18 protein-coding genes are annotated in these 18,854 nt (G+C 37.6%); 9 read left to right on the plus strand and 9 right to left on the minus strand.

Features of this window, described 5'->3' with window-relative positions; all coding sequences use genetic code 11:
* The first annotated feature begins 228 nt into the window (after nucleotides 1–228).
* Nucleotides 229–738, plus strand: coding sequence for an RNA polymerase sigma factor (locus ACQKIM_RS13580; RefSeq protein WP_427544729.1), 510 nt, complete (start codon nucleotides 229–231; stop codon nucleotides 736–738).
* Nucleotides 731–1,681, plus strand: a complete 951-nt coding sequence (locus ACQKIM_RS13585) for a hypothetical protein (RefSeq protein WP_427544731.1) — start codon at nucleotides 731–733, stop codon at nucleotides 1,679–1,681. Before ACQKIM_RS13580 ends, ACQKIM_RS13585 begins: the two co-directional genes overlap by 8 nt.
* Before the next feature lie 63 nt (nucleotides 1,682–1,744).
* Here the strand turns inward: ACQKIM_RS13585 and ACQKIM_RS13590 are convergent, their stop codons facing one another.
* The 5 genes from ACQKIM_RS13590 to ACQKIM_RS13610 all read right to left on the minus strand — a co-directional run bounded on the left by ACQKIM_RS13590 (nucleotide 1,745) and on the right by ACQKIM_RS13610 (nucleotide 5,486).
* Entirely contained in the window at nucleotides 1,745–2,194 is a 450-nt protein-coding gene (locus tag ACQKIM_RS13590) for a helix-turn-helix transcriptional regulator (protein ID WP_427544733.1), read from the minus strand.
* 283 nt (nucleotides 2,195–2,477) lie between these two features.
* Nucleotides 2,478–2,882 carry a hypothetical protein gene (locus tag ACQKIM_RS13595; RefSeq protein ID WP_427544735.1) on the minus strand — a complete coding sequence of 135 codons (405 nt, stop codon included), beginning with the start codon at nucleotides 2,880–2,882 and terminating at the stop codon, nucleotides 2,478–2,480.
* Between the two features lie 165 nt (nucleotides 2,883–3,047).
* On the minus strand, nucleotides 3,048–4,376 hold the full coding sequence (locus ACQKIM_RS13600; RefSeq protein WP_427544737.1) for a hemolysin family protein: 1,329 nt from the start codon (nucleotides 4,374–4,376) through the stop codon (nucleotides 3,048–3,050).
* 32 nt (nucleotides 4,377–4,408) lie between these two features.
* Entirely contained in the window at nucleotides 4,409–4,813 is a 405-nt protein-coding gene (locus ACQKIM_RS13605) for a MerR family transcriptional regulator (protein ID WP_427544763.1), read from the minus strand.
* Nucleotides 4,814–4,991: 178 nt separating this feature from the next.
* Complete coding sequence (locus ACQKIM_RS13610; protein ID WP_427544739.1) at nucleotides 4,992–5,486, minus strand: hypothetical protein; 495 nt, start codon at nucleotides 5,484–5,486, stop codon at nucleotides 4,992–4,994.
* Nucleotides 5,487–5,675: 189 nt separating this feature from the next.
* Between ACQKIM_RS13610 and ACQKIM_RS13615 the strand changes: the two genes are divergently transcribed.
* The 3 genes from ACQKIM_RS13615 (at nucleotide 5,676) to ACQKIM_RS13625 (ending at nucleotide 10,288) form a co-directional block, all read left to right on the plus strand.
* On the plus strand, nucleotides 5,676–5,804 hold the full coding sequence (locus tag ACQKIM_RS13615; RefSeq protein WP_277815951.1) for a hypothetical protein: 129 nt from the start codon (nucleotides 5,676–5,678) through the stop codon (nucleotides 5,802–5,804).
* Nucleotides 5,805–5,952: 148 nt separating this feature from the next.
* On the plus strand, nucleotides 5,953–8,040 hold the full coding sequence (locus ACQKIM_RS13620) for a methyl-accepting chemotaxis protein (protein ID WP_427544741.1): 2,088 nt from the start codon (nucleotides 5,953–5,955) through the stop codon (nucleotides 8,038–8,040).
* A gap of 160 nt (nucleotides 8,041–8,200) precedes the next feature.
* On the plus strand, nucleotides 8,201–10,288 hold the full coding sequence (locus ACQKIM_RS13625; protein ID WP_427544743.1) for a methyl-accepting chemotaxis protein: 2,088 nt from the start codon (nucleotides 8,201–8,203) through the stop codon (nucleotides 10,286–10,288).
* Nucleotides 10,289–10,350: 62 nt separating this feature from the next.
* Here the strand turns inward: ACQKIM_RS13625 and ACQKIM_RS13630 are convergent, their stop codons facing one another.
* The 4 genes from ACQKIM_RS13630 to ACQKIM_RS13645 form a co-directional block, all read right to left on the minus strand.
* A complete protein-coding gene (locus ACQKIM_RS13630; protein ID WP_427544745.1) occupies nucleotides 10,351–10,923 on the minus strand; it encodes a 5' nucleotidase, NT5C type in 573 nt (190 codons plus the stop codon).
* Between the two features lie 12 nt (nucleotides 10,924–10,935).
* On the minus strand, nucleotides 10,936–12,051 hold the full coding sequence (gene ispG, locus ACQKIM_RS13635; protein WP_427544747.1) for a flavodoxin-dependent (E)-4-hydroxy-3-methylbut-2-enyl-diphosphate synthase: 1,116 nt from the start codon (nucleotides 12,049–12,051) through the stop codon (nucleotides 10,936–10,938).
* Between the two features lie 95 nt (nucleotides 12,052–12,146).
* Complete coding sequence (locus ACQKIM_RS13640; protein WP_427544749.1) at nucleotides 12,147–12,491, minus strand: hypothetical protein; 345 nt, start codon at nucleotides 12,489–12,491, stop codon at nucleotides 12,147–12,149.
* 52 nt (nucleotides 12,492–12,543) lie between these two features.
* Nucleotides 12,544–13,062: a DUF1189 family protein gene (locus ACQKIM_RS13645; protein WP_427544751.1), complete on the minus strand. Its 519-nt coding sequence runs from the start codon at nucleotides 13,060–13,062 to the stop codon at nucleotides 12,544–12,546.
* 194 nt (nucleotides 13,063–13,256) lie between these two features.
* Between ACQKIM_RS13645 and ACQKIM_RS13650 the strand changes: the two genes are divergently transcribed.
* The 4 genes from ACQKIM_RS13650 to ACQKIM_RS13665 all read left to right on the plus strand — a co-directional run bounded on the left by ACQKIM_RS13650 (nucleotide 13,257) and on the right by ACQKIM_RS13665 (nucleotide 18,724).
* Nucleotides 13,257–14,888: a Na/Pi cotransporter family protein gene (locus ACQKIM_RS13650; protein WP_427544753.1), complete on the plus strand. Its 1,632-nt coding sequence runs from the start codon at nucleotides 13,257–13,259 to the stop codon at nucleotides 14,886–14,888.
* Between the two features lie 67 nt (nucleotides 14,889–14,955).
* Nucleotides 14,956–15,435: a DUF456 domain-containing protein gene (locus ACQKIM_RS13655; RefSeq protein WP_427544755.1), complete on the plus strand. Its 480-nt coding sequence runs from the start codon at nucleotides 14,956–14,958 to the stop codon at nucleotides 15,433–15,435.
* Nucleotides 15,436–15,607: 172 nt separating this feature from the next.
* Nucleotides 15,608–16,213 carry a superoxide dismutase gene (locus ACQKIM_RS13660; RefSeq protein WP_427544757.1) on the plus strand — a complete coding sequence of 202 codons (606 nt, stop codon included), beginning with the start codon at nucleotides 15,608–15,610 and terminating at the stop codon, nucleotides 16,211–16,213.
* Nucleotides 16,214–16,519: 306 nt separating this feature from the next.
* Complete coding sequence (locus ACQKIM_RS13665; RefSeq protein WP_427544759.1) at nucleotides 16,520–18,724, plus strand: peptidoglycan D,D-transpeptidase FtsI family protein; 2,205 nt, start codon at nucleotides 16,520–16,522, stop codon at nucleotides 18,722–18,724.
* The last annotated feature ends 130 nt before the right edge of the window (nucleotides 18,725–18,854 follow it).

Below are 18,854 nucleotides of genomic sequence, written 5' to 3' on the forward strand. Positions count from 1 at the left end.
GGAAAAGTGATTACGAAAGTTTTCACTTTTCCTAAAAAGTATTGATGAATGAGATTCTTATCTTGTCAATGCTTCAAGCAAAGGACTTCTTCTTAATTTAGTAAATGTATCCAGTACTATTATCTTAAAATTTTCACTAATGAAAGTTTACTTTATCATATGTTAGGGTGATTCCAATTCCTTATTCGTTCGTCTATAGTGTTGGGATAGTGGAAAGGGGGAGCATAATTGCTACAGCAATTTCAGCAAGATTATGAGAAGCACAGTGATACTATTTTTAAATATATTTATTATTTGGTAGGAAACAAGGAACTAGCGGAAGATTTAACACAGGAAACATTCTTTAAGGCCTATCAATATATGCATACATATAGGAAGGAAGCAAATATTGTTACATGGTTAAGAAAAATAGCTCGGAATTTAGTATACGATTACTTTAGACGTAAGCGAATTTTTCAATTTATCCCCTTTTATCAGAAGGATTGTTTACAAGATGAAGCCTTGTTACCAGAGGAATTTTTACTGAAAGGTGAGATTTTTTTAGCTGTTTTTCAAGCACTTTTTAAGATAAAGCTTGAGTACCGAGAAGCTATTATTTTGCGTTACATTGAGGAGCTATCAGTTAAAGAGGTCAGTGATTTACTTGGCTGGAGCGAAGCAAAGGTGAAAAATAATACGACTCGTGGTCTTAGGGCAGTACGAAAAATACTAGGGGAGGAGGAAATAAGTTATGAATGATCCAGTAAAAAAAGTTTTAAGACAAATGCGGGAATTAAATCGATCAACAGAAGACAAAGAGCTAACGTGGAGAAATCTGGAGAAAAAAATGCAGATGGAAACAAAACGTCATCAATGGCGGTATCGTACAGCATTCACAGGTGTGCTTGTTATGTTATTTTTGTTTCTTATCTTGTTAGTAAATGGTAATGAGGTTTCCAAAAATGCGATGTTTCCCTTAAAGGAGGAAATAGCATCTGTTCATTATGTAGCATCCGATACAAAAAGCCAATTTATTGGTAAAGATTCAAGACTTTATTTGGGTGTGAAAAAGCTATCTTCAAAATCCTATAGGCAACTAGAAACATTATTAGCCTTACTTCAAGTAATTATTCCGAGCGAAAGTGACATTCAAGCTTTTGATAATGATACGTATGATCTAGTTATTACCTTTAAAGATGGACATCAGCAACGTTTAAAATGGAATCGTTATGCTAACGAAAATGGAGAATTATTAATGCTCGATTGGGATAAAAAAATATATTATACAATCCCTAAAGAAATGGCTATGAAAATGGATGAGGAAATTTTAGCGTTAAAAAATGATTTTAAGAATTGGTCATTATGGCCACTTATTATTCTAGGAGTTATGATAGTGGAAGCTTTTTTGAGTTTTTTAATACGAAAAAAATACAGGCTTCCGAAAAAGCCAGACCTCTATCCAGAAAGAAAGTGGATGCTAGTGGATATTGGTGTGTCAATGGTTATACTTTTTGTCGCAATTAATTTAAAGAGTCCATTGTATGCAGGTTGGTTAATACCTGTCGCAATCATATTATGCTGTTGGCAATTTTGGATTAATCAAAAATTAACGCCACACCGTGGTTATATGGAGCTTCGATTATTGCGGGTTGCTTATCTTTTATCTTTTATTATGTATTTTATAATCTTGTTTGCATCTTAAATAGGGGCTCAACTTACAGTCGGTGGGGATATGGAAAATCCCACCGATTGACAGTAAATTTGGTTATTCTTTGAGTTTACGCCATGCTTGCTTTGCAATATTTTCATCAAATGTTGATAGTAGCCGATAGTTATTGGAATCTAGAATTCGAAAATGCTGACTAATAACATTTTGCTGCAGGCGATAACTACTGAATTCACTTAGGTTTTTCCACCATATGTAACCGCCCATAGTTTTTTCTTTTGGCTGTAATGTTCCATTGTTCGCTATCAAATCCACTACCTCAAGTGGATCACCGCCAAGCTCATGCTGTAAAATTGAGCTTTCTCGGCATAAGGTACAAACTGCGACTGTTGTTGTCCATCCAGCGTGTATACGACCTTTTTCAATTTGAACAAGTGTTTTTTTAGAGAGTCCCAGCAAATCGCTCATCTGATCCTGTGTTAAATTTTTTTCGGTACGGATTAATTTCAGTTTTTCTGAAATAAGTGTGATTAATTGTTCACGATTCATCCAAACACCCTTTCTTTCAGATCGTTAAGTACCATTATACATCAAAGCATGAAGAGCATGTTTTCGGTTTTGTTGTATTCAAAATGGCTAATAGTAATGTAAAACAGACTGTCCAAATGACTTTGAACAGTCTGTTTTATCCCACGTACAGTAGGGCTCCTACTTCGATATGTAGGAGGAGCCTATACCTATAATTGAGGCAAGAATTAAATTATTCACCAAAGCCTAATTCGTTCAGATAATAGGACTTTAGTCACGTAGGATATGAAGTTTCATCTTATCGTTAAATTTCGTATTTTTTTGTGTCTGAAATAACGCGGAAATGAATTCCTTTAATTTGAGCACTTATTTTATGACGAAGAGTATCAATATCGACAAGCTCATCTTTATCATTCACACATTCTGCAATTTCCTGTAATAGCTTCGTAAAGGCTTCTTTGAAGAGTGTGCGCATATTATCGAAATCCAGACTACGGAAGTTACCATCAATATCAAAAGCTTCAACAGAATTTAATTGCTTTGAAGCTCCAGCAAAACGATCGTCGTAGACTGTATAGTTTTCATCCGTGACAACGATAATATATAATATTTCACCTGTAATCGTTTTTAGTTCGATATTCGTTTTGTGTTTTTTGACGTCCGTAATAATGTGTATACCGTCTGAATGATATAGCTTAAACAATTTCATATGTGATGCCCCCTGAAAATAGAATCATATTCATATTTCATTATATAGGAATATGGCTAATAATGGAATAAGGCGAAAGTATATGAAAAATTAAATAGCCCTATTTGTGAAACATCAGTAAAGCTAAAAATGATATAAACTATCAAAAAAATCGTAACTTAATTATTAGGCTTGAACAATAGAGGGTGCTGCTTTTCGAAGAGGTCGCACCTCAATGTAATGTAGTTGATGCCCTTGTTGCTCGTAGATACTAAAAACATATGGAGCTAATTCAATATTTTTCGTCGCTTTAATACCATTATTTACTGTTAAGAACCACCCGCCGAGCGTTTCAACTTCTTCTGCTTCAAGCGTAATATTTAATAAGTTTTCAACATCTTCAACAAGCATTTTTGCATTTAAAATGTAGTGATTGTCATTTATTTTTCGAATTTCTGCAATTTCATCATCGTCAAATTCATCACGAATTTCACCAACAATTTCTTCTAAAATATCCTCTACAGTAACAAGACCTGATGTGCCACCATATTCATCCATTAGAATGGCCATATGAATGCGCTCCTTCTGCATACGTACCAATAATTGTTGAATAGGAATCGTTTCAATCACTCGAATTACTGGATTGATAAATTCATCTAGTACAAGAGATTCGTCCGTAAGCTGCTCAAGCAATCCATAGGTAAATAATTCTTTGGCATTAATAAAGCCTAGAATATTATCACGATCTCCTTCATAAACAGGATATCGCGTATATTTTTCTTCAGCGATAAAATGGATCATATTTGTAAAAGATTCGTTCTTCTCAATACCAGCAATTTCTGTGCGAGGTACCATAATTTCACGAGCAATACGTTCGTCAAATTCAAACACATTATTTACAAATTTGAGCTCAGTTTTATTGATTTCGCCGCTTTTAAAGCTCTCTGATAGTAGTAATCGTAATTCTTCCTCTGTATGTGATAATTCATGCTCGGAAGCAGGTTTCATGCCGAAAAGTCCAACTAGTATACGAGCAGAACCATTCAAGAACCAAATAAATGGATACATTATCTTATAGAAAAGCATAATAGGCTTGGCAAACAACAATGTAATCGTTTCAGCCTTTTGAATAGCAGCGGTTTTAGGTGCTAATTCACCAACAACAACATGTAAAAATGTAGCAATCGCAAAAGCACTACCAATTGTGAAAATCGTCATATATTTATCAGAAATACCAACCATCTCGAAAAGGGGATGTAGCATAAATTCAAAGGTTTTTTCACCAACCATCCCGATACCAAGAGCTGTTACAGTAATACCGAGCTGACAGGCAGATAAGTATTCATCCAAATGATTGACAACATGCTTAGCAGGAATAGCTTTTTTATTGCCCTCGCCAATTAATTGATCTAGCCTAGAGGAACGGACTTTAACGATGGCAAATTCTGTTGCTACAAAAAAGCCAGTTAAAGCTAATAAAATGGTGAAAATCGATAAGTTAAGTATGGTCTCCAAATAGTCGTTCTGTATAAACAGAACGTCACCTCCTAATTATGAATAAGTAAAAGCAAAGATTGCATGAGTGCAATACTTTCAGGTGAAACATTTTTTTTAATTTTTTCAATATGTTTAGTGTCTTGTTTGTTCATTTGAGCAAGAAGAGAAGTAACATCATGCTCTAAATCCTGCATTTTCAAACGAAGTATTTGTACATCGATTTCTTCATATGGTGTGATGTTTAACTCATGCTGGATTTCTACAAGGGATAGACCTTCCTGTTTGCGCTGCTCAATAAAACGAAGTCTGTCAATCATAGCAGGGGCATAATAACGATAATTTGCGGCAGAGCGTTCAGCTTCCAATAAACCTATGTTTGTATAATAATCGATTGTTCTTTTTGTAATGCCTGTTATTTCTGCCAGTTCGCCAATTCTTAATTTCTCTGTCCCAATGTAAACACCTCCAAACCATCACGTGATACTTTAATTATAACGTGATGGTTTTATACATTCAAATTATAGAATTCAATATTTCAAAATTGTAAGATTTCTTTTAACAGACACATAAAAAATTCAAGATAGAGAAGCAAAAAATCAGTGGGAGCTGTGCCCACTGATCAAAGTTACTACGTTATTTCTTTAAATGTGAATCGTAAAGGTAATATAATGCCTCTTCACCAGTCATTTCTAAAATTATTTCATTGTTAAAAACTAATGTCACATCAGTAAGCGAGCCATCAATTTGGTCATCATTTATCACACATGTAACGTTTACCACGCCTGTTTCTGCGAGCTGTTTTTTCATAGTATCATCCCACGATTGTTCGGAAAATAGTGGTGCTTGCCATGTCCCTCTCACATGAAGCTCTTTTTTGTTAGGGTCATAATCCCAGCGTATGTCACGTAAAATAGATTTAAATAGGTCATTAACCGTAAAAGCTGTGTCTTTATAGTTAATGGTAATGGCACGTATAGCATGTACATCACGACCAACAGCACTAGCTGCGGAATCAGCTGCTGAATTAATGCCTGAAGCTGCATCTTTAATTTCAGATAGTCGTTCACCGCAGCCGGCTAGTAATGCACATAGACATGCTACGCATGCTGACTTTGTTATCCATCTCACAAGTAGTCCCCCCAGTTTTGCAAGTTGTTACTACTATATTATCGAAAAGAAAAATACGAAGAAAGGGCATGAAGGCGGCAGATTGTGACGGTTTTGCAACGATACGACCTCCACTTGAATGTTCAAGAAATTGGAATTTTTAGTATCTGAAAATTTAGTAAACTCACAAAAGAAAGGGAGCGATTTGGGATGAAGATTAATGATGAATTACTGGAACGATTAGGAACGTATTTTGTCTATCATGCTGTCTATGAAAATTATGGAATTACCTTTGAGAATTTTGTAGAGCGTTGGTTACGTGGAATACTTGAAATATAGTGAGCTGCCCCCTTTTAACAGGGATATTTATCTATAAAAAAGACATATATCCTTCTAGTTTCAACATTTTTCACAGTATAGCTCATGCTATAATTAACTTAAATAGTTAATTATCTATTACTTTATATCTAAAAGGGGGCTTATACATATGAATTTATTGGGGAGAATTCTCGTAACCGTTGTTGGAACGGTTTTTGTTGTATTTGCTGTTACAACAGTGGTGAATATTTATCAAACGAAAAACCTAACGATTGAGACAGCGCAAAAAATGGCACAGGCAGAAGCATCTGATAATGCCTATCAGCTTCAAATTCAACTTGAATATGCAATGGATACAGCGCGCACACTCGCAGCCAGTTTAACAACAATGGTGGAGGAAAAAAAGGCTGACCGTGCTTTAACTGATGCTACGTTCCAGCGTATTTTAGCGGATAATGAGCAGTTTATGGGCGTTTGGGCAGTATGGGAACCTAACGCCTTCGATGGGCAAGATGAAAAATACGTGAATACAGAGAGGCATGATGCAACAGGACGCTATCTTCCATTCTGGACGCGTGATGGCAATAGTATCGTTCATTCTCCGATTATGGATTACGATACATCCGATTTTTATGTACTACCTAAACAAAAAGGGCAGGAAATGATTTTGGAACCGTTCGTTTATCCTGTCGCTGGCAAGGATGTTCTATTAACGTCCATTATTGTACCCGTTACAATTAACAATGATTTTAAAGGCATCGTTGCCGTAGATATGAGCTTAGAAACATTAGCTCAATTAAGCCAAAAAGTAAAATTATTTGATAGTGGATTTGGTTCGATTATCTCAAATGATGGCATGTTTGTGACGCATCCAAACAAAGACTATGTGACAATGCCACTAGCTGAGCATGAGCATTATACATATATCAAGAATATACAGGCAGCGATTCAGCAAGGTAAGTCTTCTGTTTTCCAAGATTTTTCAAGTTATTTACAAGAGGAAAGCTATATTGTCACTGCTCCAATCCGCATTGGAAAAACCGAAACACCTTGGTCATTGCTTGTTACAGTGCCAACCAAAGAAGTATTAGCGCAAACAACAAAGCTAACCTGGACAATGATTATAATAGGCGTTGTCGGTATGATTTATCTTTTAATCGTGTTAACATGGCTGATTCGCCGAATAGTCAAGCCTATTGTGTTGACAGTTAAACAGGTACAAGCGATTGCAGATGGAAATTTAGCCTTGGAGCCATTAGTAGAGAAAAGCAAGGACGAGCTTGGCCAATTAGCACGAGCTGTCAATATCATGACAAATAACACACGAACATTGATTCAAGAAGCAACGCAAATCTCAAATCAGGCTAACACATATAGCGATCGACTCATGTCCTCCACAAATAATATGAGTATGAGTATTGATCAAGTGTTAACGACAACAGGCGAGCTGGCAGCTGGAGCCTCCTTACAAGCAGAGCAAGCAGCTGTCACATTGGGAGTGACACAAGAGGTTGGGCAGAAAATACAAGCGATTCAAGCGGCGATTAAGGAAATGACACATCGTTCTCAACAGACAACACAAGCATCCAAGCAAGGGCTAATACATGCTGAACAATCCATTCAAGGCATGGAGGCGATGTCAGAGCAAGTCACATTAACAGCTGCGGTTGTGCAGCAGCTCAGTGACCAATCAACTGAAATTAATCGTATTTTACAAGTAATTGATGCCATTGCAGGTCAAACAGATTTACTAGCACTTAATGCAGCAATTGAGGCGGCACGTGCAGGGGAGCATGGAAAAGGGTTCTCTGTCGTAGCAGAGGAAGTACGTAAACTTGCTGAGGAATCCGCTAAATCGACGAGTCAAATCGCAGCTATTATTGATACGGTTGTGAGAGAGGCTGTGAAAGCAAGTGATGCTATGCAGCATGTCGTGACTGCCGTGCAAACAAACACACAGTATATTGATGCCAATAAACAGGCGCTTGATGACATCTTACAACATATCGTCGATACAGTAGCGCAAATCGATGATGTGACAACAGCCTCACATTTAATTCAAAAGGAAACAGTAGAGGTGGTACGAGCAGTAGAAAATATGACAGCCGTTAGTGAGCAATCCTCAGCAGGAACAGAGGAGCTATTAGCGACAATGGAGCAGCAAAATAGCGCTGTTCATGAGCTGCAAAGTATGGCAGAAAGCTTAACAGCCATGACAAACTCCTTACAACAAACATTAGCTAAATTCCATTATTAATAGAAACCAGTAGCCACATGTCTTCCCATTGTACATTAGATGACATGTGGCTTTATTAAAAGATATATTTCGAAATATTTTTTCTGAATATTCCGCTATTTTAAACGTGAAAATGGTATAATTAATTAATTATTTTGCTATAGGCAAGGAGCTGGTTCATATGAAATTATTACATAAAATTTTACTGACAACATTGTCGACGATGATGATTGTATTCATCATTATTTTAAGTGTCAATATTGTAAAAACCAATACATTAGCAATGAACGATGCACAACAGCTCGCTCAATCACGTGCATCTGAAAGCGCATATAAAATGCAGATTGAACTTAATTATGCGATGGACACAGCGAGAACATTAGCCTCCAATCTCCAAACAATGGTGGCAAATCATAAGGGAGATCGGGATTTAGCAAATAACATGCTCCAACAATTACTTGAGCAAAATAACACATTTCTTGGAGTTTGGACGATTTGGGAGCCAAATGCATTTGATGAACAAGATGCTCGCTTCGCCAATCAGGAGGGACATGATGCAACAGGTCGCTTCCTGCCTTATTGGGCACGTAGCAGCAATGGTGTGACTGTTGCTCCCCTTGAAGGCTATGAGGAAAGTGACTATTATTTATTGCCCAAAACGTTGAAGCAAGAGGTAATTTTAGAGCCGCTTACTTACCCTATTGATGGGAAAGAGGTACAGATGACTTCAACAGCTATTCCTATTCAAATAGATGGACAGGTCGTAGGCATTGTTGGAATCGATATAAGTTTAGAAACATTGATTGCCATTAATCATGAAATCGTATTATATGATTCAGGCTATAGTGCGATTGTGTCACATAAAGGGATGCTTGTCTCCTATCCATCCAATGACTATGTCAATAAACCATTAGCTGAAATGGAAAAGTATAAAAAGACAGATCAAATTTTAACTGCTATCGAACAGGGCAAGCCATATTTAATAGAGGATTATTCATCTTACTTAAAAGAAGCCTCCTTTATTGCTGTGTCTCCTATCCAAATTGGTCAAACAGCTACACCTTGGGCATTGCAGGTAACGATTCCATCCGATGAGGTAATGGCAGCAGCAAATGAGGCAATGTGGCTGTCTATACTATTATCTATTATTGGTATTATTGTGTTAGTTGTAGCGATTATTTGGATTGCTCGACGTATCGTAAAGCCTGTGATTCAGACAGTAGAGCAGATTAAAACCATAGCTGCTGGAAATTTAGCGGTGGAGCCGTTGCAGGTAAAATCAAAGGATGAAATTGGTGAGCTTGCACATGCCATGAATCATATGACAGATAATATGCGTGAGCTAATACAAGCAGCTACTACTATATCCAATCAGGTGAATATATATAGCGGTGATCTACGGTCCTCTACCAATGATATGAGCATCAGTATAGACCAAGTGTTAACGACAACAAGTGAGCTTGCGACAGGTGCTACCTTACAAGCTGAGCAAGCGACGACAACATTAATGGTTACGCAGGAGGTCGAACAGAAATTACAGTCGATTCAAGTGGCAATCGAGGAAATGCTACAGCGTTCTCAGCAAACAACTGCGTCCTCAAAGGAAGGATTGGTTCACGCAGAGCAGTCCATTCAGGGGATGGAGGCGATGGCAGAGAAAGTGTCACTGACAGCTTCGGTTGTACAACAGCTCAGTGATCAATCGACAGAAATTAATCGTATTTTGCAGGTCATTAATGCTATTGCTGGACAAACAGATTTACTTGCACTTAATGCAGCGATTGAAGCGGCACGTGCGGGTGAGCATGGCAAGGGCTTTTCTATTGTGGCAGAGGAAGTACGCAAGCTCGCAGAAGAATCAGCAAAATCTACAAGTCAAATTGCCACGATTATCGATATGGTTGTTAGAGAAGCAGCTAATGCAAGTGATGCGATGCAAAGTGTTGTACTAGCTGTGCAAACTAACACACAGTATATTGACGCCAATAAACAGGCACTGGATGCAATTTTACAGCATATTGTGGATACCGTCACACAAATTGATAATGTGACAGCAGCTTCCAGTGTGATTCAAAAGGAGACGCTGGAGGTTGTGCGTGCAGTAGAAAATATGACGGCTGTGAGCCAGCAATCCTCTGCAGGAACGGAGGAGCTATTGGCAACGATGGAACAGCAAAATTTAGCAGTTCATGACATCAACAGCAAGGCACAGCAATTGGCTGCTATGGCTGACTCTCTGCATATAGCACTAGCTAAATTTCAATATTAAAAAATAGTAAGAGCTGTTGGCAAGGTCAAGTTTTCATCCGACCTTATCAACAGCTCTTTTGTTTATTTAAAAAAATGTGTAATAAATTGATTAGCCTCTTGCCAGTTATAGACCCGTACAACATTGTCAGGGACAGCCAGACGGTTATAAGGTGTGTCAAATAACACTACAGGTATTTTTAATTCTTCTGCTAGCATAACAGCATTATCGTGCTTATCCTCAAAGAAAGCTTCTACAGCATGTTTTTTTGCTGCTGCTAGCTTATCATGGCTACCTAGAAGCTCGATATAATCGTACGGAATCGCTTGTGTTTTAAACCAATTAACAGTAATATCTACTAAATTTTCACCACGAGCAGAAATATAGTAGAGCTCAAAATTGTTTTGCCAAGTACTTAAAATACTTTTCGCATCTTTCGCCACTTCAGATACTTCATACATATAAGGTTCATTTTCCTTAAACCATGTATTAAATACGCCCCGATCAACAGGGTGAGGAAATGCTGATAAAAAATCATATTCGCAGACATCATCAAGCGTAATATTTACATTGTATTGTTTATTAATATGTGGAATGAGTGTACTAGGACATGTCACTGTTCCGTCAATATCAATACCAAAGCGAGGTTTTCTCATGCTAGCACCTCCCTAGGCGTTTGCTTTTGCTGCTTCTTCAGCTGCTCGCTTTTCTTCCATTTCTGCTGCTAATTTATCAATTTCTTTTTTCAGTTCTTCTACCATCGTTTCTTCAGGTACTTTTCGAACAGTTTTACCCTTCATAAATAGTAAACCTTCACCACGTGCCCCCGCAATACCAATGTCAGCTTCACGTGCTTCACCAGGACCGTTTACTGCGCAGCCAAGCACCGCTACTTTTAGTGGTACATTTAATTTTGAAATATACTCTTCTACTTCATTGGCTATGGAAATTAAATCGATTTCAATTCGACCGCATGTTGGGCAGGAAATTAGCGTTGCCATATTAGAAGCCAAGCCAAATGATTTTAATAGCTCACGTGCGACTTTTACCTCTTCTACTGGATCAGCAGATAATGAGATACGAAGCGTATTACCAATTCCTTTTGAGAGAATAGCACCTAGACCTGCTGCTGATTTTACAGTTCCTGCAAATAATGTGCCTGATTCTGTAATCCCTAAGTGAAGTGGGTAATTAAAGGCCTTCGACGCTTTTTCATAGGCCTCAATTGCAAGATTTACATCTGATGCCTTCATGGATACGATAATATCGTGGAAATCCAAGTCTTCCAATATTTTAATATGATGCAGAGCCGATTCAACCATACCATCTGCAGTAGGGTAACCGTATTTTTCTAAAATATGACGCTCTAAGGAACCAGCGTTTACACCTATACGAATCGGAATGCCTTTTGCTTTGGCTGCATTGACAACCGCCTCTACTTTTTCCTTACGACCGATATTCCCTGGATTAATACGTACTTTATCAATGCCATTTTCAATTGCTTTTAATGCTAATCTATAATCAAAGTGAATATCAGCTACTAGAGGAATATGGATACGTTTTTTTATTTCTGCAATGGCATCTGCTGCACGTTCGTCTGGTACTGCGACACGAACAATTTGACAGCCTGCTTCCTCTAAACGAAGTATCTCTGCTACTGTTGCTTCAACATCATGTGTTTTTGTTGTACACATACTTTGAATGAATAATTCATTACTACCACCAATTGTTAAGTTACCGACACGAACGGGACGTGTATTTGAACGGTGACAAATTTCACTCATTAACTTTCTCTCCTTTTCGGGCCATACTTTCAGCCGTCACTGTCATTTATTTTAGCAGTGTAAGAAAATAAGGACAAGGAAGAAACGTTAACATTTCATTTTCCACATTTGTTTTCAAATTCAAATGACAATGGAAGCTTTATATTTTCACCAGGAATAAGTGCCTGTAATTGTAAATGAGGATTTAATTGATAAAATATCTCCAAGCGTTCAGGAAAGGTCATGGGTACTTTTGCAGGATGTAGTGCAAAGAGGCTGTGAATCGTATCTCCTTGAATAGTTTGTACAGTAATATAATTTGGTTCCCGCTGTTTTTCACAAAGAGCGTTATCTGAATTCTTGATGGAAAATGCAGAGAATTGTAAGGATCCCTCGGTTAAATCTACTTTCACAACAAAGGCGATAATAATGATTATGGCTGTTAACACGAATGCACGCAAAAAATCCCCTCCTTTTCTACACTATATTTAGAAGAGGGGGGAATCATGCACATTATTTTGTAATTGATTGTTTTGGATATTTTGTAAAGGCAATAATTAATAGAGTGACTGTTAAAAGTAAGGAAAAAACAGAGATAATGGTGCTGTTAATTGGTAAATAATCTGATAGCATGCTAATAAGAGTAGCCCAGGTCATGGCAAATGTTGTTGTTCGCCATATATGGCGGTATTCTCCTCGGCGCTTCATCACCTTTAAGATAAATAGACCCGCCAAGGCATAGAGTGCGATTTGTCCAAAAATAAGCATGGTTGTAAAAACGAAAAGCATGATGAATGTTACAGGGTACAATAGCCATTTAATGCCCTCTATATATTCAGTTAACCCGCTTATACTTGTCATATCAAATGTCTCTACGGACATACCAGCTGTAAAGCGACCAAAAGAGAAAACAGTCACGATTGTTATGAGCAGAAAGGTATATTGTATGACTTTTCCGATAGGCAATAAACGGTAGGCAGCTAGTTTTTTAGGATGAATTAAGCTGTCAATAAATAGTTGTGAGTGTTTCATAGCATATCTCCTCCAATCGCTATTCTATCATGTTCAACTTTGACAAGATACGAGATAAATAGTAATAGCTGAGAATAGAATGATAAAATGTTAACATTGTGTAAAGAAGTTAAAGGTTTTCTTTACTTTTTCTACACTATCATTTAAAGATTAGGAATAGAGTAGTAGAGATGTAAGAATTGGAGCGAATACAATTGACGATAGATTGGCAAAACATACTGTTTCAATTTTTAGGTGGGTTAGGGGTTTTTCTATTTTCCATTAAATTTATGGGGGATGGGCTTCAAAAATCAGCAGATGATCGACTGCGGGAATGGTTGAATCGATTTACAACAAATCCGTTAATGGGTGTACTTGTAGGAATAATTGTGACGATTTGTATTCAATCAAGCTCTGCAACAACGGTCATTACGGTTGGACTTGTCAGTGCGGGCTTTTTAACATTGCGTCAAGCAATCGGTGTTATTATGGGTGCTAATATTGGCACAACAATCACGGCATTTATTATTGGCATTAATATTGGTTTTTATTTTTATCCACTGTTGGCGATAGGTGCTGGTTTATTATTCTTCTTTAAGAAAGCAACCTACCAGCATATTGGACAAATCGTATTTGGCTTTGGGGGATTATTTTTAGGCTTGGAGTTAATGAGTGCCAGTATGCAGTCCATTCATCAACTGGCTGATTTTGCATCATTAACACTGCACCTAAGAGATCAGCCCGTTATTGGCATCTTTTTAGGAACAGTATTTACATTGCTTGTGCAAAGCTCAACAGCTACTGTCGGTGTGCTACAGGGCTTATACGCTGAGCATCTTATTGGCTTAGACAGTGCATTACCTATTTTATTTGGAGAGAATATTGGTACAACGATTACAGCTGTTTTAGCGTCGCTAGGGGCATCTATTTATGCGAAGCGTGCAGCTGCGGCACATGTGCTATTTAACGTAATAGGAACCGTTATTTTCATGATCTTTTTTACACCCTTTATGCAGTTTGTTCAATGGATTAGTGAGCTTTTCCGTTTAGAGCCGAGGATGCAAATTGCCATTGCACATGGCTCATTTAATGTATTTAATATGATTATTCAGGTACCATTTATTGGTGGTTTGGCAGCGCTTGTGACAAAGCTATTACCTGGACGTGACGGAAATATTGATGTAACAACGAAGCATTTAGATCCATCCTTTATTGACTCCTCTCCAGCAATTGCACTTGGGCAAGCGAAAGAGGAAGTGCTGCGAATGGGTGAACATGCACTACGTGGTTTAGAAGAAACATTCTTATATATGAAAACAGGTGAGGCTGTTCATATTCCAACTGTTTTACAGCTAGAGGCAGGACTGAATCATTTAGATAAGGAGATCACCAATTATTTAGTCATGGTGTCTAAGCAGCCACTTTCTCGTGCAGACTCTGTAAGACACCACACATTGCTGACTAATGTACGCGATATTGAACGCATTGGTGATCATTTTGAAAATATTTTAGAGCTATTACAGTATAAGGATCACCATGAGGTAAGTCTAAGTAAGTCCGCACGTCAAGATTTAATCGGCATGTTTAGTTTGGCAATTGAAGCAGTACGCAAGAGCATAGAGGCGCTGGATACTGCAAGCTTGAGCTTAGCACAGGAAGTAACAGAGCTGGAAAGTCTGATTGATGATATGGAGGATAAGCTACGACAAAAGCATATTGCACGCTTAAATGCCAATGAGTGCAGTGGAACTGCAGGAATTGTTTATACCGATATTGTTAGCAACTTAGAGCGTATCGGTGACCATGCTGTAAATATAGCCGATTCTATATTAGGAATTCGACATTAAGAAATTGAAACTTTTGGTTTTGCACTTACGTATGAAAGGCAATGCACAGCAAAAGGAGCGAATATAGATGGAAATTGTTGGCTGGATAGTAGTGATTGCCTGCTTTATTATTTCATTTATCGGTTTGGTGTACCCCATCATTCCAGGAGTTATTTTTTTACTTGGCGGCTTTATAGTATATGGGTTATTTTTCTCGTTTACTGATTTAAATTGGTTGTTCTGGGCAATCGAGATTTTATTTGTTGTGCTGTTATTTGGTGCAGATACAGTAGCAAATGCCTTTGGTATTAAAAAGTTTGGTGGTACAAATGCTGGTATGTGGGGCAGTACCATTGGTTTATTAATCGGACCGTTCGTTATCCCTGTTGCGGGAATACTAATCGGGCCATTTTTAGGTGCAGTAATTGCAGAGTTACTTGTGGAGCGTCGGCCATTTGGTGAAGCCGTTAAAAGTGGTGTTGGTTCCCTTGTAGGCTTTTTAACTTCAACAGTAGCAAAAGCGGTTATTCAAATTGTCATGATTATTGTGTTCTTTATCGCTATCTGATTTTCATACATGTTTAGTTATATGAAAAAAAGGGTAGGCTAGTAAACGTATTGGTTTTTCAGTCAAAAGGCTGAAATCTTCAATTTGAAGTATTTTTCGTTGAATGGTTTGACCAATTTTGATAATCTATGAATGTACTAATTATTTCTTTATTTTAGGGAGGAACTTAACAATGGCTTATGAATTACCACAATTAACTTACGCTTATGACGCATTAGAACCACATATCGATGCAAAAACAATGGAGATTCACCATTCTAAACATCACAATACTTATGTAACAAATTTAAATGCTGCTGTAGAAGGTACTGAATTTGCAGAGAAAGATATTAACGATCTAATCGCAAACCTTGATGCACTTCCAGCTGACAAACAAACAGCTGTACGTAACAATGGTGGTGGACATGCTAACCATACATTATTCTGGGAACTAATCGCTCCAGGCGGTTCAAACACGCCAGTTGGTGAAGTTGCAAAAGCAATTGACGCTAAATTCGGTTCTTTCGATGCATTCAAAGAAGAATTTGCTAAAGCTGCTACAACTCGCTTCGGTTCAGGCTGGGCTTGGTTAATCGTTGATGGTGACTCAGTTGCTGTTACATCAACTCCAAACCAAGACTCTCCAGTTATGGAAGGCAAAAAGCCAGTTCTAGGTTTAGACGTTTGGGAGCATGCTTACTACCTAAACTACCAAAACCGTCGTCCAGATTACATCGGTGCTTTCTGGAACGTAGTAAACTGGGATGTAGTGGAAGCTAAATTCCAAGCAGCAAAATAATGATTGAGTAATAAAAGGCTATGTCAACGGTGATTCATCACCATGACATAGCCTTTTTTGATGGATAGAGATGCAAAAGTGACGGATAGAATGATCAAAGGGATGGATAAAGAAGCCTAAGTAATGGATAGAACCAAAAAACTTTAAGTGATTGATTGAGAATAGCAACCTTTCTCTTCAACATACCGTCAAATAAATGATGTTTTCAAACATGAAATCGCAAGTGCATGCTTTCCTGTCATACCTTTGAATGGTATACTAGATATCGTGTATTTAAACTGTCATTAGATAAGGAGGGGAATACATATGCGCAAAGCACCAGGGAAAAATCGCGCGGCGAGTGTTAAAGCAAAACATCATTCTAATTTAACATTTCGTATGAATGTCCTTTTCTTTGCTATATTTATCATATTTTCGATGTTGATTTTTAGGCTTGGTTATATGCAAATCGTGAAAGGGGAAGAGTATGTAAAATTTTTAGAAAGTAAAGAGGAAGTTCCTGTTAATACAAGTGTACCAAGAGGACGTATGTATGATCGTTACGGACGTATTTTAGTGGATAATCATCCTGAAAATGCGATTACGTATACGAAAATGCAGACAACAACAACCGAAGAAATGCTAGAAATAGCTGAAAAGCTAGCACAATTGATTGAGCAGCCAACAAACCGTGTCACATTGCGCGATAAACAGGATTTTTGGATTTTAAAAAATCATGATGCTGCATATGCAAAGGTAACGAAAGCTGAAGAAAGTAAAATTAGAAAACAAGAGAATATTACAACAAGTCAAATCAACGCACAGATTGATACGCTAGTTCGTGAACGTATTACAAACGAAGAATTATTACAGTTGTCAGATGCTGATTTAGAAGTTCTAGCAATCTATCGAGAAATGGCATCAGGCTATAATTTATCACCTCAAATTATTAAAAGTGAAAATGTGTCAGCTGACGAATTTGCACGTGTCTCTGAGCGTCTAACAGAATTTCCAGGCGTCAACACAACAACAGATTGGAAGCGTGTGAAATTATCATCGCTTTCGATTCTAGGGCGAACAACTGTTCCTGCGAAAGGGATTCCAAAGGATAAGCTGAATTACTATTTAGCGCGTGATTATTCACGTAATGATCGAGTTGGTGAGAGTTATATTGAAGCACAGTATGAGGATTTGCTACAAGGACAAAAAGCAGTGGTCAAAAATATTACCAATAGAAAAGGGCAGGTAGTCGATACCATTACAACCTATGAAGGTGAGCCTGGTAAAGATTTGGTATTAACACTAGATAGTGAATTAACTGCTGAAACAGAGAAAATCGTCGAAGAAGAATTACTTAATATAAAAGCACGTTCCGGTTCAAAATTATTAGATCGTGCCTTTTTAGTTATGATGGATCCAAATACTGGAGACGTATTATCAATGGTTGGTAAGAAGATTGAAAAAGATTCAGAGACAGGAAAAAATGTAGTCGTTGATTATTCGTATGGCAGCTTTACAACAGCTTATGAGGCAGGTTCTGCAGTTAAGGCATCAACATTACTAACGGGGTACAATCTAGGAGCCATTACACCACGGACTGTATTAGGCGATGAACCAATTACCTTATTAGGTACTAAGGCAAAAAAATCTATTTTTAACCGTTCTGGTTATATCTCAATGGATGGTTTAAGAGCCTTAGAGCAATCTTCTAACGTGTATATGTTTAAAACTGCTCTACTGATTAATAAAACACCTTATAGCTATGGAATGCCTCTACGTTTAAAGGACGATACATTCCAAAAAATGCGTAATTCCTATGCACAATTCGGTTTAGGAGTAAAAACAGGGATCGATTTACCAAATGAATTTAGCGGTGTACAAGGTCCTTCTGGTCCAACCTATGGAGGGAAGTTACTTGACTTAGCGATTGGACAGTATGATACGTATACACCATTACAATTAGCACAATATATTTCAACAGTTGCTAATGGCGGCTATCGAATTCAGCCACATGTTGTTAAAGAGGTACGTCAGCCATCAAAAGATGGACAGGAGCTTGGTCAATTAGTAACAGAAATTGGACCAACGATTTTAAATCAAATTGATAATTCATCAGATGAAATTAACTATGTAAAACAAGGGCTTCGCCGTGTCTATACAGGTGCGCATGGTACAGCTAAAAGACAGTTTGCAAATGCACCATATACAGCGGCAGGGAAAACAGGAACAGCTGAGGTAATATATTATGGGGATTTACGAGAAAATTGGGGTACCTATACACTTACGTATACACATGTTGGTTTTGCCCCTTATGAAAATCCTGAAATTGCCTATGCTGTAGTTATTCCTTGGGCATCAACAAACCCTAGTCAACCTTTTTCGGCTAATAGTGATATTGCAAGAAAGGCTCTGGATAAATACTACGAGTTAAAAGAAAAATATAAAACTGAAAAAGTAACAGATAGTGATGTAACACAGCCTATTTTACCAGCTGTGACAAAGGATAAAATTGGTGAAGATGAACAACAATAAAAGAAACCGCTAGGCATCTCGATGCTCTAGCGGTTTCATAGTGTTGAAAAACTAAATGGTCAAGGGACTCTTTGTGAATACTACTAATTCAAATGAAGGTGATTTCCGTTCCAGGCTACTCGCTTTGCCG

Origin of the sequence: Lysinibacillus sp. NPDC047702 (assembly GCF_050272555.1) — a bacterium.
Taxonomy (GTDB): domain Bacteria; phylum Bacillota; class Bacilli; order Bacillales_A; family Planococcaceae; genus Lysinibacillus.